Source organism: Chryseobacterium sp. NG-CE01, from assembly GCF_055695505.1.
Window position 1 is genome coordinate 4,264,779 of the sequence record NZ_CM146369.1, and the last position, 25,346, is coordinate 4,290,124.

Sequence of the window (25,346 nt, forward strand, 5' to 3'; positions counted from 1 at the left end):
CGCCTTTCATTGTATGTGATTTGTACTGTTATTTTTTAATCGTTTTGATAGTTTGTTTAGAACCATCCTTCATGATAAGTGTCAGCAGATACATTCCCTGTCTTAATTCTCCTAAATGAACTGAAGATGCCGGGTTATCAATTACTCTAATCAATCTTCCTGAAAGATCAGAAACAGAAATTAATTTTACATTCACAGCGTCCGAAATATTGATTACATCAGTAAAAGGATTTGGATATGCTTTGATGCTTTTCTTTTCAGACTTCACATCAGAAGTTCCTAATGTCCCTTTACTAATATTAATGGTGAACGCACCTTCTGGCTCATCAGAAAAGCCACTATACTGGCCTACATTTACATAATAGGTATTTCCTGCAAGAGTAGGAATAGAAATTGTCTCAGTACCGCCTGTTCCTCCGTCATCCACAGTATCTTCACATGATAAAGCTGAACATGTTCCACTGTACACTCCTATCTGAGGATCAAAATCACTTCCCGCAGGCATTGTAACAGTAATATTGAAAGTGTCACCATCTCCTACGAAAGAGAACCATGTACCGTCATTCATTTCATTAGGGCAAGCACTTACTATTCCTGCATTATTTGTTGCTCCTCCCCCATCGTTCTGAACATAAGTATATGGGAAAGTAGCTGCTACAAGAGCTCCGCTGCAATCATCATTAGCAGGCGGCGGTGGATATGTCCCTATACAGATATCAAAACTTTGATTACTTCCTGTACCATAATAACTGTACACTCTTACCAAATAGGTTTCTCCTACGGTAAGACCGCTGACAGTACCTGAGGACGGATCTGAACAGTAGATGCTTGACAGAGCTCCGCATCCTCCGCTGAAAACCTGGAAGTAAGTATCGGTATCATTAGGCTCGCTTCCTACCGACTGAATGTTCAAAAGAGATATTTTATGACTGGTAGCCGTTGCTACAAACTTGAACCATACATCATCATCCGGGTTTCCGTAGCATGGATCCGGAATCATTCCTGAATCGGTAGCACCAATAGTGTAACCCTGCGTTACAGTTCCGCAGTTAAGGTCCGGATTTACCGTTAATGTAATTGCAGTAACACATTCATCATTTGTAGGAGGCGGAGGCGCTGTTGTAAACATCATTTCCGAGCATCCGGGAGAATCTCCTCCAGGTCCTACTGCTACAACTTTGACATATAGAGTGGTATTTGGCGCAAATGGTGCTGCCGGTGTAAAACTGTTTGTTGTTACGGATACCTGATTGGCCACGTCAGTTCCTCCGGAAGTTGTCCCTATAGAAACTTTATAACTTGTAGCCCCTGCAGAATTAACCCAGGTAATTGTTGAAGATAAAGGGATAAAAGTCGAATTGTTTGAAGGGTAAGAAACTACCGGGCAAGTTGGAACAGGGTTTGAAGTAAGCCCTTCAAAAGTGGTAACGGATTTGTAATTTTTCAGATCACCTGAAGATGGTGGAGAGGCAGGGTCCGGATCGTTATAATCATCTTTAAAATTAAGTGTGGAATTTGCCGCTCCGGGGTAGACATACATTGCCTCATCATAATCATTGCTGTCATATCCTGAAGAATTCTCTTCTGCCGCTACAACAAGGTTTGCAACATTATCGTAAGCAAAAGGAGCTGCAAAAGTAATCTCAACAACACCATTGTTATTGGTAACGGTTCCTGAAAAAACCTGCGTGAGCTGAGAGAGAGGAATCCAGTCTGAATCTGATGCAAATACCGTCTTTGAGGTTTGTCCCAGATATACTACCCATTGCGATGAGCTTGCGATAGACATAGCGGGATCGAGATAAAATTTTAATCCTGTAATGTTTCCTGCGGCATTGGCATTGATTTCCTGTTTTGTGAAAATCTGCTGGGTGTAAGAATAGCCGTAATACGTACTTATCGGAGCGGTTCCGACATTCGTGCTTCCTGCGCCCAAAGTTATTTGCGCATTAAGCATCATGCTTAAAAACAATAAGCATGAAAGTAGAAATTTTGTCATAAATTTATTTTTGCTGATTAATAGACTAATTTATGAATTATGTTGCTATTTCAATATTTTTAATACCACTTTTTTTAAAAAAATTTAATTATAAATAATATATGAAGCATATACATCAAAATAATATATAAAAATTTATTTTAAAACATCATAAACAAACCCATTAAAAACTAACAAATTCACTGTTAATACAAATATTTACTATATTTTTTACAATACAGAAATTTGATACTATCACAACTTAACTTTAGCCAAAATAGCATAAAAGCAAAAAAAATAGCGGCTATTTTTAGCCGCTACTTCTTTAATAAGATTAAAAATTATCTTTTAATCACCTTAATTGTCTGTTTAGAACCATCTTTCATTTCTAAGGTCACTAAATACATCCCTTGCTTCAGTTCTTCCAAATGAAGTTCTTTACCAGGATTTGCAATAGCTTTCACCAATCTTCCGGCAATATCTGTTATCAAAACATTTTTCACATTGGAAACATCTGAGATGTTTAATATGTCGGAGAATGGATTTGGATATACTTGGATATAATCTTTTGCTTTATCGGTTTCAGAAAGCCCTAAGCACGCAGAAGGATCTACAGTAGCAACCACCAGCTGTCTTGCGGATTCACACTTGGTACTAACCTTCCAATCGTAGAAATAATAGTACAAATCATTCCTTGGGGTATTTGTAGGTGCCGCAGTAAGAGTACTCGTCTGAATAGTTACCACGTTTTGTAATGTATATGGATACCCATAATTTCCGGAAGGCGCGTTCGACGACGGATCAAAAAGCAAACCAGCGATACCGGTAAAATTACCTGGTCTTAGTTTATAATTTTGTCCCGGCGATATTGGGAAATCAAGAGTAATGACCTGAGCAACAGGAGCACTCGTTGGTGCACCTGTCACATTCACCGTTTTTGTATTAACAACAACCCCGCTCGAATTGATTACGTCAATAGTAAGTGTACCCGAAGCACCGGTAGAACTTATCGGATAAACCGTAACACTTTCAAGAACGAAAGAACTTAAAGCATCAAATACAATTCCAAAATTGGTGGTTCCCACTCCACTGGTAGGCGAAGGGCTATATATTGCTTTTCCTACTTGTTGACCACTGTTTCCAAAGGATGCACTTACATAATAATTAGTTGTATTTGCTAACGAAGGTATAGTAAAAGAATTACCTGTGGCAAGGGGATTACTGTCAGATTGAGAAGTATACCAGTTTATAGTTGCCCCTGATACGGAAGATGCAGAAAGCACTGCCGTATTGCTAGGACAAACAGCAGCTCCTGATGTTGATAACAATACAGGAGGCTGGCAGAGTGTAGACAACAGCAACGCTGTAGGCGTCCATACACTACGATCAGTACCAATACACACAGATCTTACCCAAACATAATAAACTGTAGAAGGAGACAAACCGTTGATTTGTGCGGATGTTGTAGTGGAAACTGTAGAATTTGCTGCGTTCAAAACCGTTGAAGCCGTAGGAGCTACATTTGTAGTACTATAATAAACTTCATAACCATTTGCAGGAACTGTTGTTGGTGCAGTCCATGCGATATTAGCAGATGAAGCTGTAATTCCTGATGCTGTTACATTACCTGGTTCGAAACAAGTAGGGGTTAGATCAATATTAATATCATCTACGTAAATTCTGTTCATATCAGCATTGGAATACGCATTGAATCCGAAATAATAAACACCGTTAGCCATCGGAGTAAAATCAACAAAATCATTAGTTATAACACCTCCTGTAATAACCGGATAGTCTTTTAAAAGATTGCTCATTCCGGCAGCAGTAGCTGAGGTACCATAAGAAACTTTCATTTTTTCCGGATATTGTGTTGCTCCTGGAGCATTAGAATATTTATACTTAATTCTATAGCTCACACCTGCTGTAAGATTAATTCCCTGAGTAAAAAACCACGTATTTGCTGCATTAGCAGTATTAAAGCTATAATTCAAAACATTTCCGGTAAAACCTGTCGCAGTGGACGTATTCCACACATTACCTGTTCCTGAATTTATTACTGACGTACAAATTGGTAAAGCAGGTGTAACAACAGCATCAAAGTTTAAACTATAGGGTACATTAACAGCGTCGCACGCAGTGGTAAATGATGCCACTACAGTCCAAACACTTTTATCTGAAGTACTACACACAGAACGAACCCAGACATAATAAAGAGTAGAACTTGTTAATCCAGACAAAGGAGCCGAAGTTACAGAACTTGTTCCTGATGCAGGGGTAGATGTGGTTGGAGCAGTATTCGATGTACTGTAATAAAATTCGTAACCATTACCAGGAGCAGTTGTGGGAGCAGTCCATGAAACAGTTGCATTATTTACACCAATACCAGATATGATAATAGCAGAAGGCTCTACACACGAAGGCATTAATTCATAAATTACATCATCAATTAGTACACTATTTGCAGGGCTTCCCGTATGTCTGAATGCCAAAGTAGTAACACCAGTTGGTGCTATTATATTATTTATTACAAAATTATCAGCAACTGCTATACTTGTTGTGGTAAATGAACCTAAAGATACAAATGTAGATTGATTCGTAGGATCAGTTAGATAACCCACCTGAACGACTCCACCCACTGTAAAATTCGCCCTGGCTTTAAATCTTAATCTGTACAATCCTGATTGCAGCGTACTCACTGGCTGCATTGTTACCATCGCAATATTACTTGTACTACCTGAATTGATAAATAGAACATTGGGTGAAGATGCAAAAGTACCCGACTGCGTATTAACGGTACCGGTGGTTCCTACTCTTGCCCAACAAGCTGGTAAAGCAGGTGTAGTGATAGCGTCAAAATTTTGAATGAATTCCGTGGTCTGCGTGCATGGAGAAATCATTACAGAATTAGAATTTGCTGACAATGCAGAACCTGAGCAAGTTACCACACATCTATAATACATAATAGTACCAGCAAAAGCTGCAGGTGTATAAAAAGTAGTAGTAGCACCGGTACCTCCTGTAACATTAGCCCAGTTTGAATTATCAGCAGATTCTTGCCATTGGAATGTCAGTCCTGATACTCCAGAGCTAAATCCTGATAATAATAATGAAGCAGGTGTTTGGCCATTAACCAGAGTCTGAGAAGCAGGTGCTACATTACCCGGCATAGGAGTACCTGTACATGGAAGAGGCGGCATCCAGATAAAAGTCAAACCATTTGCAGGAGCTACATTTCCACCAGTTGCGGCAACGCCCTGAAATGGAATAGCAGAAGCACTTGTTGTACCGGCTGTAGAAGCTGACCATCCTGTTACAGTTGTAGCTGTTCGGTTATTATAATCAGCTGGGGTGATGGCGCCTTTTAAACCAACCTCAATTGTTGAAGATGTTGTTACTTGTGAAGAAGCTGTACTGTTATAAACAGTTTCAACAACATTAGTTCCTTCATATAACTTAATCTGGAAGTTTAAAACATCTCCCGCGCCAGCCCATCTTTGAACATTTTTCCACTGGACAGTAAGAACCCGTGAACCAGGAGTCCCCGTAGTAACATATGAAATATTATCCGTATCCACAAAAAAAGCACTCGCAGAAGTAGAGCTTGTTGTTGCATTCGCAGACATGGTAATATTATTTCCTGACACAGCTGTTACAGTAGTCCCTGTAGGAATACCAGTGCCTACAATACGCATCCCTACCGCAACCATTCCTGCTAAAGCCGTACTCGTTCCTGTAAGTGTAAACGTTGACGATCCTGATGTACGGGTAGCACTTGATGCCCTTAAACTTCCTGCTAAGTCAACACCAAATGCCGAAATGATATCATCCGTTCCCGCTGTAGTCGCTGATATAGGAATCCCGAAAGTTGAGGCAACTGTAGTCCCTGTCGTCGAGCCAAGCTTAATATATCCATCCGTCCCAATGTAGAATCCATCATAATTTATGCCTCTGTAATTGAAATTGAAACCAATAGGTAATGCGTTATAGTTACCTGCTGTGGTAGTGCCATTAATACCACCGGAACCATTATGAAATATTTGACTATCAAAACCGGCTGTAGCGGTAGATAACAAAACCATATTAATTCCGCCGGAAATCGGTGTATAAGTGCTACTCGATTGAGAAAAGCTATAACTTGAGACTGTTTGAGCACGTAAGCCCGTAAAAGAAGTTAACAATAATAGAAATACTAATACATAATGTTTAGCATAACGCTTTAACTTACCTTTCACATAAGAAAATTTCTTCATACATAGTAAATTTAAATTAGAATGTAAAATTATCAATTAATCAAATATCAACAACGATTATATTTTTATTTTTAACATTTAAATATATTTAATATTAAAAATAACAACAAAATCAAACATATATTTAATATTTGATAATAAAATTCAAAACTAAAATTTTTATTAATTACTAATAATCAGATTGTTATAAAAACACATTTAACATAATCAAATCCCAACCTTTGCATTTAACATAAAAAAATAAGCGGCTAATAATTAGCCGCTTACTCTTTTCTATAAGATTAAATCTATTTTTTAATCGCTTTTATGGTCTGTTTAGAACCGTCTTTCATTTCTAAAGTAACTAAATACATCCCTTGTTTTAGCTCTCCCAAATAAAGTTCTTTACCCGGGTTAGCAATAGTTTTCACCAATCTTCCGGCAATATCAGTTACCAAAACATTTTTCACATTAGAAACATCAGAGATGTTTAATACGTCAGTGAATGGGTTTGGATAGAGTTTAATACCATTATTTACATTTGCTTTAACATCACTGGCAGATAATATATTGCTTAATTCTACAACAAAATTATCAATATAGAAGTTGTAATCCTCTGTATCATCCACCGTTCCATCATTCCCATAGAATGCAAAAATTGTATTAGCACCTGTATAACCTGTTAAATCCAAAGAAAAAGTATTAGATGTGTTAGAAGGAGCATTAGCAGCATTCCATGTCTGAAGGACAGTCCATGTATTTCCTCCATCCTGGGATACTACAAACTGAACAACATCGTCTGAACCCATTGCAGATGCGGCAGTACCTGAATATGTTGTTACCGCATAATCGAATTTTACTCTGTATCCTCCTGCTGACAGATTCAAAGGAGCCAGTTTCAGCCAGCCCGCTCTGTTAATAGAGTACAAGTTCATTTTCATAGAGCCTGTTCCTGTATTCGCTGAAGGCGTATTCAACCAGTTACTCTGTACCCAATAAGCTGTTGTTCCTGTTGCAGCACCTCCGGTAGGAGAACCTCCTGAAACATTAGACGTACATGATCCCGCTGTTGAAGCAAAGTCATTGGTGTACGTAGGCACGGCCGCAGCACAAGGTGTACTAAAACTTACAAAATTACCTGACCAGCTGCTTACCTCATTTGCAGAACATTTCGATCTTACCCAAACATAATACGTTGATGCAGGAGAAAGATTGCTCAAAGCCTGAGAAGTACCTGTAACTCCTGTAACAGTTGGAGCTGTAGTACCCGTAGGAGCAGTATTTGTCGTACTGTAATAAATTTCATATCCGTTTCCGGGAGCTGGTGCTGGTGCAGTCCAGGCAATATTTGCAGAAGAAGCCGTAATATTGGAAGACACTAAAGCAGTTGGCTCAAAACATGTAGGCGTAACATCAATATTGATATCATCTACATATATCCTGTTCATATTGGCAGCAGAATATGCATTAAATCCAAAATAGTAAACACCAGTTGATGCAGGGGTAAAATCAACAAAATCATTAGTTATAACACCTCCTGTAATAACCGGATAGTCTTTTAAAAGATTGCTCATTCCTGCAGCAGTAGCTGAAGTACCATAAGAAACTTTCATTTTTTCAGGATACTGCGTGGTTCCTGTAGCATTTGAATATTTATATTTAATTCTATAACTTACTCCCGCTGTAAGGTTAATTCCCTGAGTAAAGAACCATGTATTTGCAGCATTACTAAAATTATATGTATAGTTCAAAACATTTCCGGTAAAGCCTGTTGCGGTAGAAGTATTCCATGTATTACCTGTCCCTAAATTTACAGCTGATGTACAAACTGGCAATGCGGGCGTGGTTACACCGTCGAAATTTAATGTATACGGTACGTTAGCAGCATTACATGCTGTGGTAAATGTTGCCATTGGCGTCCAGACACTTTTATCAGAAGCACTGCACACAGAACGAACCCAAACATAATAAACAGTAGAACTTGTTAATCCAGACAAAGAAGCCGAAGCTGTAGAACTTGTTCCTGATGCAGCAGTAGATGCAGTTGGAGCAGTATTCGATGTACTGTAATAAAATTCGTACCCATTACCAGGAGCAGTTACAGGAGCAGTCCATGAAACAGTTGCATTATTTGCACCAATAGCTGAAACTGTAACAGCAGAAGGCTCTACACATGAAGGCATTAATTCGTAAGCAACATCATCAATCAGAATACTGTATGCCGATGGCCCAATATGCTTGAATGCCATTGTGGTAACACCAGCTGGTGCTGTGATATTATTAATGGTATAATTATCTATAGCGGTTATGCTGTTTGCAGTATAAGTAGATCCAAAAGACACAAACGTAGATGCGTCTGTAGGGTTTGTAAGATATCCTACATCTATTTTGTCCCCAGCTGTAAAGTTTGCTCTCATCTTAAATCTCAAACGATACGTTCCCAGCTGAAGTGTACTTACCGGAGGCATAGATACTACCGCCGGAGAAGAAGCTGTAGTAGTATAAATATACATATTGTTCGGAGCACTCATTACGGTACTGGCCTGAGTATAAGCAGAACCGTTTGCTCCTACTTTTGCCCAGCAATTCGGCCATGCACCTGCCGTAACCGTGTCGAAATTTTCAGAGAAAGACGTTACAGGATTACAGACAGTGGTAAAGTTTCTTTCCGTACAACCTGATGAAGTTGCAGAAGCAGAATAAGAGTTTACGGTATAGTAATATTTTGTACCATTCATCAAAGCGGAAGCGAATGTATAAGATGTAACGTTTCCTAAATCAACGTTATTCAAAACATCTGTTCCACCCGCAGTTGTGCCTACAGATATTTTATATCCTGTAGCTCCTGGTGATGCCGTCCATGTAATAGTAGGTGTTACAGGAAGACCCACTGCTGCAGCTGCCGGAGCTGTAACTGCCGGACACGCAATATTTGCAGTCGTAAAAGATCTTTCTGAACATGCCAACGAAGGAATATTACCATTATAAGAACTTAGGGTATAGTAATATTGCGTATTAAATTGCAGAGAAGATGCAAGCGTATAAGTCGTAACATTACCAAGATCAACATTATTCACCACGTCAGTCCCTCCTGATGTTGTACCCACAGAAAGCTTATACCCTGTTGCACCGTTTACGGCATTCCAGGTAATAGCAGGCTGTAAAGAAACTCCTGTGGCGGCTGCTGATGGAGCTGTAACTGTAGGGCATGCAGGAACAGGATTTGGAGCAAGCCCCAATAATGTAACTACCGATTGAGTCGCCGATCTTGTCCCCGTTTGTGTAATGGATGCAGGATTTGGATTTGTAGTATCACTTCTGTAATACAACGTTTTGTTTGTTCCGCTGGTATACGTGTAAAAAAGTTCAGCAGCATTATCGCCTGATTTATTTTCATCTATTGCAATAACAAGGTTATTCACATTGTCGTATGCAAATGGTGCGGCAAATGTGATCTCTACAACTCCGGCATTATTTGTTACAGTACCGCTGTAAACCTGCGTCATGGCACTGGTAGGAACCCAGTCAGTAGTTGATGTAAAAGATGTTTTCGTAGTCTGCCCCAAATAAACTACAATATCATTCGAGTTAGAAAGACTGGCTGAAGCACCTAAAAAAAATCTCAGCCCTGTAATATTTCCGGCACCGGCAGCATTGATTTCTGTTTTAAGCAAAATCTGCTGTGCATAACTGTACCCGTAATAGGTACTCCATGGAACCGTAGCCACCGAACCGGAGGCACCACCTGTTGTCGTCCCAGACCCCAAGGTAATCTGAGCCGACATAAATGTACCCAATGATAAAAGGTACGCAAGTAAAAGTTTTTTCATACTTAGTTAATTAAAATTAGACGGTAAAAATATTAATTTAATTATATATTATCAAATATTATGATAATTTTTTTAATAATAATCTTTAAAACGCTAAAAAAATTCAACAAAAGCAGTTAAAAAATTGATATTTAATAATTTATCTCAAAAAGATGAATTATTTATATAACTGATTATTAATAACATAAAATTTAAAATTAGTTAATCCAATCTCAACCTCTGCACTTTTACATCATAAAAAATAGCAGCCGAAACCGACTGCTATTCAATATATAGTGATAAAATTACTTCTTGATTGACTTCACTGTTTTCTGAGTTCCATCCTTTAAATATAACGTAATCAAATACATTCCGGATTTCAGATCAGACAGATTAATTACAGATTCAGGTTTTTCAAATGTTTTAATCAATCTTCCCGCAAGATCCGTAACAGCAATTGATTTTACATTTTCTATTTCAGAAATATTCAGCATATCAGTGAAAGGATTTGGATATACTTTAATGCTATCTTTTAAATTGGAAGTTTCTGAAGTTCCAAGACAGGCAGCATTTACAGTTACATTCACAGGTTGCCTGGCACTTTCACAGCTGGATGAAAATTTCCAGTTATAGATATAGTACCAGTAATTCGGACCTGAAGAGAAGTTATTCCCTGTAACACTTATAGCACCAGATGTATATGGGTAAGTTGCTCCTGCTGTATTTCTGTTCAGATTGATTCCTACACCCTGTCCTATTCTGTATCCCGTTCCTACAGCCAACGGATAATTAATGGTAATCGTTTGTGGCGTAACGCCGTCATTTACAGCAACAGTATAGGGAACAGAAATTAATGTTGTTCCTGCATTGTTCCTGATCTCCACAGCAGAAGTCGTACCGATTGCAACGGAAGATACAGGGAAAACATCTACACTTACCAAAGTAGTAGGAGCAGTAACATCAAAAATCTGATAATAGGTACCAATTGCATAATTAGTCGCACTCACACTCCCTAAAACAGATGGGCTTGCAGGACCTACCTGCCCGTTTACAGCAGGAGTTTTAGCTGAAACATAATAAGTAGTATTAGCTGAAACTACAGGGGTTGTAAAAGAATTTCCGGTATTTAAAACACTTCCACCTGTCTGAGAATCATACCAAGTAACGATTGCCCCCGAATCTGCCGTAACAGATATAGTAGCAGAACCCGATGCACCACAAACAGTCGCACCATTTACACTTAAGATAGCAGGAGGCTGACATGATGTCACAAATGAAGAAGCCGCCGTCCAAACACTTTTATCTGATCCTGAACATGCCGATCTTACCCATACGTAATATGTGGTGGATGGCAATAATCCGCTGACAGATGCTGAAGTTGTGGTAGAAGTCGTTGAATTTGTTGCATCTAAAACAGTAGCTGATGTGGGAGCGGTGTTTGATGTACTGTAATATACTTCATATCCTGTCCCAGGCGTTGCTGAAGGAGGCGTCCAGGATACAACAGCTCCATTCGGAGTTACTGTAGCGGCAGGAACCGTTAATGCAGTCGGAGGAAAACATGTAGGAGGCGCCCAATTAAATGTTAATCCTGAAGCAGGGAAGTTCGTATTATCTCTTGAAACCGTTGCACTATTGCTGGTGCCGGCAACTGTAGAATCCCATGCAATACCGGCTGCACCCGATCTGTTATTAAAATCAGCGCTTGAAGACCCTCTCAGACCAACCTGATTGGTTCTGGCCGTTGTATTAATATTGTAGCCTGGCCCATAAACAATGGAAATACGATTAGAAGTTTCAGCCAGCCTCAGCTGGAAGTTAAGATAATTACTTCCTGTTGCTGCAGTACTGTAATCATTATAACCAATCCATTCAATAACAAAAACCCTGTTTGGCGCAGTTCCTTCAACTGCAGTAAGTACTTTGCCGGTTCCGTATCTTACTACAGCAGCCGAAGAACTGGATGTAGCCGGAGCAGACATGGTAATTGTGCCGGCCGTTTCATCAAAAGCCGTCACGGTAGCGTTAGCAGGAATACCATTAACATTATTGAGCTGCTTGCCGATTTCAATTCCTTTGAATGAAGCCACATTGGTAATTACATCAGATCCGCTTGTGGTAACTCCCGAAGTAATAAACACCCCCCACAAATCTCTGTTCATAACAGCTACAGCCCCCGAATATCCGGTAGTTGAAGATATTAGAGTAGTTCCCGAACTTGTGGTAGTGCCAAAAGTAGCTCCTCCGTTGGAGTTCACATAGATTGAGGTATAATCGGTTCCGTTGAAATTAAAATTAAAAGGAATGGCAACCGGCCATCCGGATGTATCATTAGTGGTTGATGTTGTAGCATCACTCCCCGAAACCAGAGTACCGGAAGAAGCAATACTGCTGAATGTTCCTGTAGCTTGCGCAAATGTATAGTTGCTCACCTGCGCATTCATACTTTGCATAGCTCCAAAAAATGCAAGGGCAATAATTCCCTTTTTTTGTAAGCCACGATACCATTGCCACGGACTATTGTAAAGTTTTCTCATAAAGACTGTTTTAAATTAGGCCCTAAAAATAGTAAATAAAAAAACATTTAATACATATAAATTAAAATTTATGTAAAATAGATAAAAATAAACTAATTAAACTATCAAAAAAATAAATAAAATCAAATTAAAGTGAATAATACACAATTGAAAATGTGGTATCTTCTATATCAACAATACCTTTTCCAGGATTACCACTAAGCAAAAAAAACGGCTATTAAAGCCGTTTCAATAAATATATCTTTAAAATTTAATTCAAATAAAACTCATACTTGTTAAGCAACTGAATTTCTTTAATAAGCTCGCCGCTGAGATGCACCGAATGCTTCATCGACTGGACTTCAAGATGCTCTTCACGCTCTTCTTCCGTACTTTTAATATAAAACTTAAGCTTCTGACTGCCCTGGTTGCGCTCAAGCACCGTTCTGAAAAAAGTAAGATCTTCAGGCCTGAAATCCATCACATCCATTACCAGAGAAATGCTTTTGGCAAATCGTTCAAATGCTTCCTGAAGCTCAATGACGTCTGTTACATTTACAAAAACTCTTCCGTCTTTAACCTGAGCAAATTTGATCTTAAAGATTACAAAACGCTGTACTTCAAGCTTTTCCTTTAGCCTCATATAATCCCGGTCCCCGAGTCTGAAAGAATATGATCCCGAATAATCTTCAAGCGTTACAAAAGCCACCTTTTCACCGCTTCTGAAGCCATCTTTGACCACATATTCCGTGATCAGGCCTGCAACGGTATATTCTTTTCCGCCGCCGCCATTCTCTCTTTCTTTCTGTATGGTTTTCCAGTCTTTCTTTTTTTCTTCAAACAATTCCTCCTGGGTACCGGAAAAAGCCTGCTCTTTATAAGCATCCACCTCATCAAGATTCAAAAAATGAAATACGCCTTTGGGCTCTGCTTTTCGGGTAACCTCCTCAATAAGTTCTTCTTCCTCACCCGCTATTACATCATCGGAAACAATTTCCACAAGCGAAGCCACATCTTCAGGAGCATCCTGTTCAAGAATAGGAGTTTCATCTACTGCCAGTTTCACATCTTCTTCTTTCTCCAAAACTGCTTTTTTAGAAAGCCGTCCCTGCATAAACTGATATTGATATTTAAATTCATCCAATGGATGCGCAGAAAGATAAAATCCGATAGTCTCTTTTTCTTTATTTAATTTATGCATATTCGGCCATTCCGGGCAGGGAGCTAATTTTGGCTGCTCAATCTGAACCTCTTCGGCAAAATCGGCAAAAAGAGAATTTTCCATTTCATTTTTGCTTTCCTGAAAGCTCTGTCCATAGCGGATCAGTCTTTCAAGATTTGTTCTTCCCGCCATATCAATGTCAAAATACTGGCCTCTGTGGAATGAATCCAACTCATCGAAAGCTCCGGCCAACACTAAACTTTCCGCAACTCTTTTATTCATTTGTGAAGGAAGAATTCTTTCAAAAAAATCATAAATATTTTTGAATCTTCCGTTGGCTCTTTCTTTTGTAATGGCTTCACTGGGACCCTCTCCGATTCCTTTTATCGCCCCTAAACCAAAACGGATCTGCCCTTTTTCGTTTACCGAGAATTTATATTGCGATTCATTAACGTCAGGTCCCAAAACATCCACCCCCATACTTTTACAATCTTCCATGAACATGGTAATTGATTCGGTATTGTTGATGTTGTTACTCATTACACTCGCCATATATTCGGCCGGGTAATTTGCTTTCAAAAAGGCAGTCTGGTAGGCAATAAATGCATAACAGGTAGAGTGCGATTTGTTGAATGCATATTCTGCAAAGGCTTTCCAGTCGTTCCAGATCTTTTCTAATCGTTCTTCATTAAGGTTATTTTTCCTTCCGCCTTCGATGAATTTTGGATACATCTTATTAAGAACGTCGATCTGCTTTTTACCCATTGCTTTTCTCAGCGTATCAGCTTCACCTTTGGTAAAGTTGGCCAGTTTCTGGGATAAAAGCATTACCTGCTCCTGATACACGGTAATCCCGTAAGTTTCCTTTAAATACTCTTCGGTCTCCGGTAAATCGTAAACAATCTCTTCAATTCCGTGTTTTCTGTTGATGAAATTCGGGATATACTTAATTGGCCCCGGACGATACAATGCGTTCATGGCAATAAGGTCTGCAAAAACCGTAGGTTTAAGTTCTCTCATATACTTCTGCATTCCCGGGCTTTCGTACTGGAAGATACCGATCGTCCGTCCTTCTTTAAATAACTGATAAGTTTTCGTATCATCAAGCGGAATCAAATCCGGATCAATATCTACGCCGTGTCTTTCTTTTACCAGTTTCAAAGCGTCTTTAATAATTGTAAGAGTTCTGAGACCCAGGAAGTCCATTTTCAGAAGACCTGCACTCTCCGCTACGGAGTTATCAAACTGGGAGACTAAAATATCAGCATCTTTTGCAGCAATAGTAACGGGAACAAGATTACTGACATCTTCGGGGGTGATAATCACACCACAGGCGTGAATCCCGGTATTACGGATACATCCTTCCATTTTCTTTGCACTCGCAAGCACATCGTGTCGCGGGTCGGCAGGACTATCCAGAACAAATCTCATTTCATCAACGAGCATCTGTTCTTCGGGTTTTAATTTATCATATTTTGCCAGTGCTTTCGCGATGTTCATTCCGGGGGTGGAAGGAATCAGTTTGGCTATATTATTGGTGTCAGGAATTGGTACATCCAGTACTCTTCCGGCATCTTTAATCGCAGATTTTCCTCCTAAAACAGAATAAGTAATAATCTGAGCAACCTGGCTCTGACCGTATTTATCAATTACCCATTTGATAACCCGATCACGACCTTCGTCGTCGAAGTCGATATCAATATCCGGCATGGAAACCCTTTCGGGGTTAAGGAAACGCTCAAAAAGGAGATCATACTTAATAGGATCTACATTCGTAATTCCGATACAGTAAGCCACCGCAGACCCTGCAGCAGAACCCCTTCCCGGCCCTACCCATACTCCCATTTTACGGGCTTCATTACAAAAATCCTGTACAATAAGGAAATATCCCGGATATCCGGTATTAGCGATTACTTCAAGCTCGAAATCGAGACGCTCTTTAATTTCGTCTGTGATTCCCGTGTCTTTATATCTATTTTTAGCACCTTCATACGTTAAATAGGTAAGATAAGCCATTTCTCCACGTTTTCCTCCGTCAAGTTCATCTTCAGCATGTACAAATTCCTGAGGAATATCAAACTTCGGAAGCAAAACATCTCTTTTAAGGGTATAAGGTTTGAACTTCGCAGTAAATTCTTCATACGCATCAAAAGCATCAGGATAAGCAAGAAATGCTTCCTTGATCTCATCTGAATTTTTAATGTAATATTCGCCTGTAGCAAGCCCTCTTCTTTTACCAAAGCCTTTACCAACCGGCGTCGACAGCTTTTCACCATCTTTGATACAGCTGACAATATCCTGAATATTAGAATCGTCTTTATCAGTGTAAAATGTTTCATTCTGCGCCAGAATTTTAACATTATATTTATCTGCAAAATGAAGGAGTACATCATTCAAATGCTCTTCTTCAGGCAGTTTGTGGTTTTGTATCTGAACATAAAAATCGTCTCCGAAAGTATCTTTCCACCATTTAAAAAGCTCTTCTCCTTTTTGTTCACCGGTATTTAAAATAGCATCGGGAATATCTCCGTTGATTCCCGAAGTTAAAGCAATAACTCCTTCTTTATATTGAGCAATCAGCTCACGGCTTACCCTGGGAACTCCAAAATAAAATCCTTTCAGAAACCCGATACTGGAAAGTTTTGCCAGGTTTTTATATCCGTTAAAATCTTTCGCCAGCAACACCACTTGTGTTCTCCGGTCCGGATCATCTTTGGTAAACTGTTTCTGCTCGTAACGGTCTGAAATATAAAACTCACATCCTACAACAGGAATTAATGGCTCCGAAACAGGTTCAGCTTCATTGAATGCATCGCCTTTTTCTTCGGCTTCCTGCTTTTTTGCTAAAAATTCCTTATGTTTTTTAGCACGATCTGAATTAGCACCTTCTACTGCGGAAACAAATTTAAAAGCGCCCATCATATTCCCCAGATCCACCATTCCGACAGCAGGAAAGTTATCTTCGGTTGCTTTCTTTATCAGATCATTAATGCTTGAAGTAGCAGACAGGGTCGAGAAAACGCTGTGATTATCAAAATTGAAATATTTACCGAGATCGATCTCATCAATACTTCCAAAATCCTGCTGCTTTTTCTTATTGTGAAAATCTGCAACCTGCCTCCTGATAACAATACTGAAAGGTCTGATCGGCTCGGAGTAGAGCGTTTTGAAATAAGCAAGCTGATCTTCGGAAATCTTTAAAATTTCTGCCGGAATCACGCCTATTCTCATCATCTCAAAGAACACCTGAGCTGTAGCATTTACGTCTGCTGCGGCATTGTGGGCCTCATCAAATTTATGCCCGTAAAGCTTTTCGTAAAGCTCTTCCAGTTTCGGAGGTTTGAATCTGCCTCCCCGACCTCCTCCAAGCTGACAGAAATCGGTTCCCAGCACCATGGTATCTGCTCTTGGTTTTTCCTGAAGGTTGTCTTTAATATTTTTACGGTAAAATTCGGCTCCAACGATATTGTAGTCGAACTCAACATTATGTCCGGAAACCACTCTTACTTTTTCTAAAACTTGAGAAAATTCATGTAAAATTTCCGTAAGGTCACGTCCTTCCTCGTTGGCGATTTTAGTGGTAATTCCGTGAATTCTAGCTGCGTTGAAAGGGATATCATACCCTTCCGGTTTTATAATATAATCCTGATTTTCAATAAGTGTTCCGTCATCAGCATGCAGCTGCCATGCAATCTGAACCATTCTTGGCCAGTTGTCTGAGTCTGAAAGCGGAGCGTTGAAATTCTTTGGTAAACCTGTTGTTTCTGTGTCAAAAACTAAATACATGTAATTTTTCTAGCTTTTATTAAAAAGAGTATGTAAAGTTACTTTAATTTTTTTGGATGTAGTAGCAATTTTATTTCTTATTAAATATGAATCTACGTTTTTACTACTGACATTTTACAAAAAAAATCATATAATTATTATATTATTTTAAGATTAGTTAAAACGTGCTATATTCATTTAAAATATCATCAATTAATTATGTAAATTAATGAGTTTTACATATATTTGTCAATTAATTATTATTAATTGGCATGAAGAGAAATCTAATCTTGATCAGTACGTTGCTATATTTATCAGCGTATGCGCAAAAGAACAATGAAAATTTAAGAAGGGAGTTTGAACAGCAAAAAGTTGAAAATGAAAAGAAGTTTGATACTTATGTTGAGAGAGTATATGGGAAAAATCCTGATCCGGAAACAAAGAAAAAAATAGACTCATTGAAGTCACGTTTAGGAGGATTTAGTTTTGATGTACCTTATTTTTTACAGGAACAAGATACCAGACAATTAATGAATTCCAATTCGGACCTGCTCAATACATCCGGAAACATTACTGGGCTTACAGGTGCTTTTAACGGTGAAAACATTAAATACACAATATTTGATGGAGGAAGAATATATGCAGCCCATACAGCCTTTAATAATGCAGCAGGAAGAATTACAAATAAGGAAGCAAGCACACAAAGCTACTCGGATCATTCTACAGGAGTAGGAAGTTTTATCGGAGGGAAAAGCGTTAGTTTATCCAGCGGAGGCGTTACCGTGGGAGATGCTAAAGGTGTTGCAGTAAACTCTACAATGGACAGCTACATGTTCAGCACAACTACTCTGCCAGGCGATGCTTCTACCAGTAACGTTTTCCAAAAAATATTGGTTTCACAACCTAATATTTCCAACCACTCATATGGAGTAAATTCAGGGTGGACAGAAAACTACGACACCAATGGAAATATCGTTTCTTATGTATATAATGGTTCTAAAGCGGGAAATACATTTTATGATCTTCAGGGCACTTACAATACAAATGATTATAATTATGATATGTTGGTAAACAATAATCCATCTCTTATAATTGTTAAGTCTTCCGGAAATTATTTCAATATGGGGCCAAGTAATGCTTCTCCGAGCGTACCGAAGTTTTATTCATCATCAGGTGGTCAGGTAGCATTCACTGCAAGTGATACTGTTCCACCAAACAATTGTTCTTTAGGATATGACTGTATCGGAACCGGATCTCTTGCAAAGAATATTATTGTGGTTGGAGCTACAGATATTATTACGAGTAATAATTTTCGGTATACTAGCCTAGATGACGTGGTGCATTCCGATTACAGCAGCGCCGGTCCGAGAGATGATGGAGGAATTAAGCCCGACATCTCTACTGTGGGAACAAACGTTTTGTATGCAGCGACCTCAGCGGCAGGAAGCACTACTTGGGCAGCAGGAAGTGGAACATCATTTTCTGCACCTATTGTTACAGGAATTATTGGACTTTGGACTCAAATTAACAAACAGCTGTTCAATAATGCATTACTCAATGCTGCATCAGCTAAAGTACTGACTGTTCATTCCGCATCTGAAGCTGGAGAAATTGGGCCGGATCCATGGTTCGGATGGGGCTTTATAAATGCTAAAAAAGGAGCAGAACTGTTAGTAGGAAAATCCAACAATACGGTAATCTTTGCTGACGAAACATTAACAAGCGGAGTTAAAAACAGCAAAACAATAGCTGCTATAGGAAGCCAACCATTAAAAGTTACCATCAGTTGGATTGATCCTAAATACACCCCGAACTATCAGTTTGTATCTGATGTTTTCAATAACAGAACCTCAAAATTGATTAATGACCTGGATCTGAGAATTATTGATCTTACCACCAATACAGTGTATTATCCTTGGAAGCTTGATGCAGATAACCCTTTAAACCCTGCAACAAAAGCTGACAATACCGTAGATAATGTGGAACAAGTTGTCATTGATAATCCTGTAGCAGGTAGAAATTACAGAATTGAAATTACAAATAAAGGTACGCTTGTTAATGATGCCGGAACTCCTGCACCACAGAACTATTCGATTATGGTAACCGGACAAACAGCATCCGTTCTGGCAACCAATGATCTTACAAAAGAGGATGGATTAATAATTGCACCAACTCTTACAAAAGATTTTGTAAAAGTATTAAAAGCTCCTAAGAAAGCCGTCTTTAATGTTTATGACCTTTCCGGCAAAAAACTTCAGACCGGAACGATTAAAAACAACGAAGAGACAATCGACCTTAGTTCTTATACAAAAGGAATATACGTAATAGAGATTAAAACAGATAAAGACACTGTTTCTAAAAAAGTAATTAAAGAATAACAGTTTTGTTATCTAAATTAAAACAATAAGCAAAAACACTAACACTTGTTAGTGTTTTTGTTTTTTTGTTTATCTTTGCTTTCTATGGAAAATACACTTCACGAAAAAGTTTCTCAGGAGATTCTGCTTAAAGCTTATAATCATATGATGCTTGCCAAAGCAATGGCAGATATTTACGAAGAAAACAGAAATGTTACCAAATACGTTCATAGCACGTCAAGAGGCCACGAAGCCATTCAGCTGGCTACTGCCTATCAATTAAAAAAAGAAGACTGGGTATCGCCCTATTACAGAGACGAAAGCATTCTTCTGGGAATCGGTTTTGAACCTTATCAGCTGATGCTGCAATTGCTTGCGAAAGCAGAAGACCCGTTTTCCGGAGGAAGATCTTACTACTCCCACCCTTCAAGCAAAGACGAAAACAAACCTAAAATTATTCACCAGAGCTCCGCAACCGGAATGCAGACGATTCCTACTGCCGGTGTAGCTCAAGGAATAAAATATATCGAAAATTTTAATCTACAGCAGTTTGAGAACAATCCTGTTGTTGTATGCAGTCTTGGAGACAACTCCGTTACAGAAGGCGAAGTGAGTGAAGCGCTTCAGTTTTCTGCATTACATCAGCTTCCCATTATTTTCCTGGTTCAGGATAACGAATGGGGCATTTCAGTTACCAAGGATGAAGCAAGAACCTGCGATGCTTACGATTTTGTGGCCGGGTTTACAGGTCTCAGCAGAATGAGAGTAGACGGAACCGACTTTATCGAAAGTTTTGAAGTCATGAAAAAAGCGGTGGATTTTGTACGTAATGAAAGAAAACCATTGGTTGTTTGTGCAAAAACCGTTCTTATCGGGCACCATACTTCGGGAGTAAGACGAGAATTTTACAGAGATGAAGAAGATTTAGTAAAACACAGGGCTAAAGATCCTGGAGAAATTCTCAGAAACCAATTGCTTGATTCCGGTGTTGATGAAGAATTATTAAAACAAATCACGAAAAAAGCACGTCTTGAAGCAGAGGAAGCTTTCGAAAGAGCTAAAAATGCAGCAGATCCAAAACCTGAAACCGTAATGAATCACGTTTTTGCGCCTACTCCGATTACAGAAGAGGTTGGGACACGCGAACCGGAAGGCGGTGAAAAGATCGTGATGGTAGATGCTGCCATTCACGCTATCCAGGAATTGATGTGGAAACATCCGGAAGCTTTATTATACGGACAGGATGTTGGAGAAAGAATTGGCGGAGTTTTCCGTGAGACCGTAACATTAGGAAAGAAATTCGGAAGCAAAAGAGTGTTCAATACTGCCATCCAGGAAGCGTATATCATCGGTTCCACGACAGGGATGAGCGCAGTAGGACTGAAACCGATCGTTGAGGTTCAGTTTGCCGATTATATTTATCCGGGAATCAATCAATTGATTACGGAAATTTCAAAATCAAATTATCTGAGCCAGGGCAAATTCCCGGTAAGCAATATCATCCGGGTGCCAATCGGTGCTTACGGTGGCGGCGGGCCTTACCACAGCGGAAGTGTGGAAAGCATTCTTGCCAACATCAAAGGAATAAAAATAGCATATCCAAGCAATGCCGCAGATTTTAAAGGTCTATTAAAAGCAGCCTATTATGATCCGAATCCGGTAATTATGCTGGAGCATAAAGGTCTTTACTGGAGCAAAGTTCCGGGAACCGAGGATGCAAAAACTATAGAACCGGCAGAAGATTACATCTTACCTTTCGGTAAAGGAAAAATCATCATCGAAGCGGATAAAGAGGAAACGGAAAAAGGCAGAACTCTATTGGTCGTAACTTATGGAATGGGTGTTTACTGGGCTAAAGAAGCCGCAAAAAACTTCGGCGGGAAAGTAGAAGTGATCGATTTAAGAACATTAATTCCGCTTGATGAAGAGTTGGTTTTTGAAAGAGTAAAAGCACACGGAAAATGTATCGTTCTTACGGAAGAGCAGCTTAATAATTCTTTTGCAGAAGCTTTTGCCCACAGAATTTCTAAAAACTGCTTCAAATATCTCGATGCTCCGGTGGAAACCATGGGTTCGCTTGATGTTCCGGCAGTTCCTATCAATCTTATTTTGGAAAAAGAAATGCTGCCGAACGCAGAAAAGCTGAGTGCAAAAATCGACGAAATGCTGAAATACTGATTCAGAATAAAATAAAATGTAAGCCTCTAAAAAATTTAGAGGCTTTTTTGTATGCTTTTTGTTACATTTAATCATCTCCAGAAAAGGTATAACAAATTATGATCACTACAAAATACGTCAATTACAGGCAGGTTCTCAATTTATCAGGATTTCATCTTATACTGATTTCTCTTTGGTGCACGCTGATAGCTGTTCTTTTTCACTTTTTTAATTGGCAGTGGATGGTCATACCCTGGGTTCCGGTTGCATTGATCGGTACCGCGGAAGCTTTCCTTGTTGGTTTTAAAAATAACCAGGCGTACGACAGATTGTGGGAAGCCCGGAAAATATGGGGTGGAATCGTAAACTCCAGCCGCATGCTCGGTTCTATGGTTTCAGCTTTTGATACCGGCAACGAACAGATCGGAAAGTTTGACCTCGAAGACCGCAGAAAGAAAATAATATACCGACATATTGCGTGGCTTTACCAATTGCGCGAACAGCTTCTGATCCCCACTGAATGGGAACATATTAAAGTAGAAGAAGATCAGTTAAAAAATGTTGACCAGAAAAGAAATCGCTTGATTAAAGCCGGATTTCCTGATTATGGAAGAACTCCTATATTCCTTAATAAATACTTATCTGAAGAAGAAGCAGAACAGCAGGCCCACTACAAAAATTTTGCCACCTACCTTATCGCACAGCAGTCGAAGGACATTAATGAACTAAAGAATATGGGGGTAATTTCAGGATTTAATCACATGCAGCTACAGGATTGCCTGAATGAATTTTATACGTTACAGGGACAGGCTGAGAGAATCAAGAAATTCCCATTGCCGAGACAGTTTGCCAGTACTGCTTTTGTATTTAATGTTATTTTTATCATGCTGCTTCCGTTAGGACTCGTAAGCGAATTCGCCAAACTGGGCGATTGGGGAATATGGGCTTCCATTCCTTTTTGTATTACAATCGGATGGATTTACATCATCATGGAACTGGTTGGTGATTATTCGGAAAACCCTTTTGAAGGGCTCATGTTTGATATACCAATGCTTTCGATCTGCAGAACGATAGAAATAGATTTACTGCAAATGACCGGAGACACAGAACTTCCGGATCCGATTGCTTCTAAAAATGGTGTTTTGGTATAATTAAAACTTTTATTGAAATAAAAGACTAAGGCCTAGCCCCGATTGCAGCTTTGTCTGAGCTCATTTTTTTGGCTACAGCGCGGCGGCTTCGCCGCCGCGCTGTAGCCAAAAAAATAGCGAGTGCGGAAAGCGGGAATAGCTCCTTAAAAATAAAATCAGGAACAATTCGGGTCAAAAGAGTCTGAAAAATACTATATTACAATTACAAAACAATGGCCGTTGTATTTTTCACTTCAGAGATCATAAACGAGCTGTGGGTGCTTGCAATATGCTGCAGGGTAGTAAGTTTGGAGAGCATAAAATTTCGGTAATCTTCCATATCTTTTACGGCAATTTTCAGGATATAATCGTAATCACCACTTACGTGGAAACATTCCGTTACTTCGTGCAGGTTCATAATTTCCCTTTCAAATTGCAGGACGTATTCTTTTTTGTGCTGTGTCAGTTTCACGTGGCACAGCACAATAAAATTCCTGTCAATTTTATGACGGTCCAGAATGGCAACATATTTCGAAATCACACCCGTGTTTTCCAGTTTCCGTATGCGTTCATAAACAGCGGTTACAGACAAACCCAGCTTGTAGGACAGCTCTTTGGTGGTCTGTTTAGAATCTTCCTGCAAAAAAAGGAGCAGTTTTTTATCCGTATCATCAAGTGCCATAGATAATTTTTTGTTAAAAATTTATATTCATCAAATATAATAAACTTTATTTCTACCAAATTACAACTTAATAGATTTATATTCTATAAAATTCATTTTACCTTGTAAAAAAATGGGAATACTTTCATATTAGCAACGGAAAAATTATATCATATGAAAGATTTTAACGCGGCAAACGAAATTCAGGATTTACAGTATTTCGGTGAATTTGGTGGTGTAAACCCATCAATCTCAGACAGTTCAACCTATACGTTTCTTTCTGCAAAAACAATGTTTGATACATTTGAGGGAAATGCGGAAGGCTGTTATCTGTATTCAAGACATTCTTCTCCCATGAACCTGTATCTTTCCGAGGCCCTTGCCAAAATGGAAAATACGGAAGCAGCAAACGTTACCGCTTCAGGAATGGGCGCCATCACTTCTGTTCTTTTACAGGTATGTAAAAGCGGGGATCATATAATCTCCAGCAGAACAATTTACGGAGGAACGTATGCGTTCATGAAAAATTTTCTTCCGCCGTTTAATATTGAAACAACATTCGTAGACATCAATAATTTTGATTCTATTGAAAATGCCATCCAGCCAAACACAAAGATTATATATTGCGAAAGTGTAAGCAATCCGCTTCTTGAGGTAGCTGACCTTAGAAAATTATCGGAAATCTGTAAAAAACACAATTTAAAACTGATTGTTGATAATACGTTTTCACCACTTTCCATCTCACCTTCTTTACTGGGAGCGAATATTGTGATCCATTCCCTTACAAAATTCATTAACGGGAGCAGCGATACCGTGGGCGGCGTCTACTGTGGAACCCAGGAATTCATCAACGACACCAAAAATGTGAACACCGGGGCATGCATGCTGTTGGGACCTACGATGGACAGCCTGCGTTCTGCAAGTATTTTGAAAAACCTGAGAACCCTTCATATCAGAATGAAGCAGCATAGCCACAATGCCAAGTATCTTGCGGAAAGATTTGAAAACGACGGACTGAGAGTTTCTTATCCCGGACTGAAATCTCACAAAAACCATGAATTAATGAAAAGCATGATGCATGAAGAATATGGTTTTGGAGGATTGCTGACTCTTGATGCCGGAACTACCGAAAAAGCCAACGAACTGATGGAAATGATGCAGCAGGAAAACCTGGGTTATCTTGCGGTAAGCCTGGGATTCTATAAGACTTTATTTTCATGTTCAGGAAGCTCAACGTCTTCTGAAATACCGGAGGAAGAACGTGCAGAAATGGGAATCTCAGACGGACTGATCCGGTTTTCCATCGGTCTCGATCATGATATCGAAAGAACCTACGAAAAGATGCGGGAATGCATGCTCAAAACAGGCATTCTCAACCATGAAACCATATTTACATCTTAATTTTATTGTCAAGGCTGTCGTGATCACGACAGCTTTATTTTTTTAATAAAGTTTAACGCTTTGACGTTATCTTAAAAGCACCCAGACATAGTTTTTGAAATGCACTGATGAGATACTTTCTAAGAGAGAAACTTACCGCATTATCCTGCATTAAATGAAAATTAGACCATATCTGCAAAAT

Annotated in this window: 10 protein-coding genes; 4 read left to right on the forward strand and 6 right to left on the reverse strand. The window is 39.1% G+C overall.

Annotated features, from left to right (window positions below; genetic code table 11):
- Positions 1-28: 28 nt before the first annotated feature.
- From ACYT6F_RS19435 to dnaE, 5 genes are all read right to left on the reverse strand, one after another.
- Positions 29-1,999 carry a T9SS type A sorting domain-containing protein gene (locus tag ACYT6F_RS19435; RefSeq protein WP_472599256.1) on the reverse strand — a complete coding sequence of 657 codons (1,971 nt, stop codon included), beginning with the start codon at positions 1,997-1,999 and terminating at the stop codon, positions 29-31.
- 320 nt (positions 2,000-2,319) lie between these two features.
- Positions 2,320-6,057 carry a fibronectin type III domain-containing protein gene (locus ACYT6F_RS19440; protein WP_472599257.1) on the reverse strand — a complete coding sequence of 1,246 codons (3,738 nt, stop codon included), beginning with the start codon at positions 6,055-6,057 and terminating at the stop codon, positions 2,320-2,322.
- Positions 6,058-6,515: 458 nt separating this feature from the next.
- On the reverse strand, positions 6,516-10,037 hold the full coding sequence (locus tag ACYT6F_RS19445; protein WP_472599258.1) for a fibronectin type III domain-containing protein: 3,522 nt from the start codon (positions 10,035-10,037) through the stop codon (positions 6,516-6,518).
- 284 nt (positions 10,038-10,321) lie between these two features.
- On the reverse strand, positions 10,322-12,553 hold the full coding sequence (locus ACYT6F_RS19450) for a T9SS type A sorting domain-containing protein (protein WP_472599259.1): 2,232 nt from the start codon (positions 12,551-12,553) through the stop codon (positions 10,322-10,324).
- A gap of 250 nt (positions 12,554-12,803) precedes the next feature.
- A complete protein-coding gene (gene dnaE / locus ACYT6F_RS19455) occupies positions 12,804-17,480 on the reverse strand; it encodes a DNA polymerase III subunit alpha (RefSeq protein WP_472599260.1) in 4,677 nt (1,558 codons plus the stop codon).
- Positions 17,481-17,731: 251 nt separating this feature from the next.
- On the opposite strand from dnaE, the gene ACYT6F_RS19460 reads away from it, so the two are divergent.
- The 3 genes from ACYT6F_RS19460 to ACYT6F_RS19470 all read left to right on the forward strand — a co-directional run bounded on the left by ACYT6F_RS19460 (position 17,732) and on the right by ACYT6F_RS19470 (position 23,124).
- Entirely contained in the window at positions 17,732-19,837 is a 2,106-nt protein-coding gene (locus ACYT6F_RS19460) for a S8 family peptidase (RefSeq protein WP_472599261.1), read from the forward strand.
- Positions 19,838-19,921: 84 nt separating this feature from the next.
- On the forward strand, positions 19,922-21,994 hold the full coding sequence (locus tag ACYT6F_RS19465; RefSeq protein ID WP_472599262.1) for an alpha-ketoacid dehydrogenase subunit alpha/beta: 2,073 nt from the start codon (positions 19,922-19,924) through the stop codon (positions 21,992-21,994).
- Between the two features lie 98 nt (positions 21,995-22,092).
- On the forward strand, positions 22,093-23,124 hold the full coding sequence (locus tag ACYT6F_RS19470) for a bestrophin family protein (RefSeq protein WP_472599263.1): 1,032 nt from the start codon (positions 22,093-22,095) through the stop codon (positions 23,122-23,124).
- Positions 23,125-23,326: 202 nt separating this feature from the next.
- Here the strand turns inward: ACYT6F_RS19470 and ACYT6F_RS19475 are convergent, their stop codons facing one another.
- Positions 23,327-23,785: an Lrp/AsnC family transcriptional regulator gene (locus tag ACYT6F_RS19475; RefSeq protein WP_169229718.1), complete on the reverse strand. Its 459-nt coding sequence runs from the start codon at positions 23,783-23,785 to the stop codon at positions 23,327-23,329.
- Between the two features lie 153 nt (positions 23,786-23,938).
- On the opposite strand from ACYT6F_RS19475, the gene ACYT6F_RS19480 reads away from it, so the two are divergent.
- On the forward strand, positions 23,939-25,165 hold the full coding sequence (locus tag ACYT6F_RS19480; protein WP_472599264.1) for an aminotransferase class I/II-fold pyridoxal phosphate-dependent enzyme: 1,227 nt from the start codon (positions 23,939-23,941) through the stop codon (positions 25,163-25,165).
- Positions 25,166-25,346: the final 181 nt, after the last annotated feature.

Bases quoted from the DNA above. Each gene is read 5' to 3' on its own strand.
- ACYT6F_RS19440 (WP_472599257.1), bottom strand. From the start codon at position 6,057: ATGGTTTTGTTATCTACCGCTACAGCCGGTTTTGATAGTCAAATATTT.
- ACYT6F_RS19475 (WP_169229718.1), bottom strand. From the start codon at position 23,785: ATGGCACTTGATGATACGGATAAAAAACTGCTCCTTTTTTTGCAGGAA.
- ACYT6F_RS19465 (WP_472599262.1), top strand. From the start codon at position 19,922: ATGGAAAATACACTTCACGAAAAAGTTTCTCAGGAGATTCTGCTTAAA.
- ACYT6F_RS19470 (WP_472599263.1), top strand. From the start codon at position 22,093: ATGATCACTACAAAATACGTCAATTACAGGCAGGTTCTCAATTTATCA.
- ACYT6F_RS19445 (WP_472599258.1), bottom strand. From the start codon at position 10,037: ATGAAAAAACTTTTACTTGCGTACCTTTTATCATTGGGTACATTTATG.
- dnaE (WP_472599260.1), bottom strand. From the start codon at position 17,480: ATGTATTTAGTTTTTGACACAGAAACAACAGGTTTACCAAAGAATTTC.
- ACYT6F_RS19460 (WP_472599261.1), top strand. From the start codon at position 17,732: ATGAAGAGAAATCTAATCTTGATCAGTACGTTGCTATATTTATCAGCG.
- ACYT6F_RS19450 (WP_472599259.1), bottom strand. From the start codon at position 12,553: ATGAGAAAACTTTACAATAGTCCGTGGCAATGGTATCGTGGCTTACAA.
- ACYT6F_RS19435 (WP_472599256.1), bottom strand. From the start codon at position 1,999: ATGACAAAATTTCTACTTTCATGCTTATTGTTTTTAAGCATGATGCTT.
- ACYT6F_RS19480 (WP_472599264.1), top strand. From the start codon at position 23,939: ATGAAAGATTTTAACGCGGCAAACGAAATTCAGGATTTACAGTATTTC.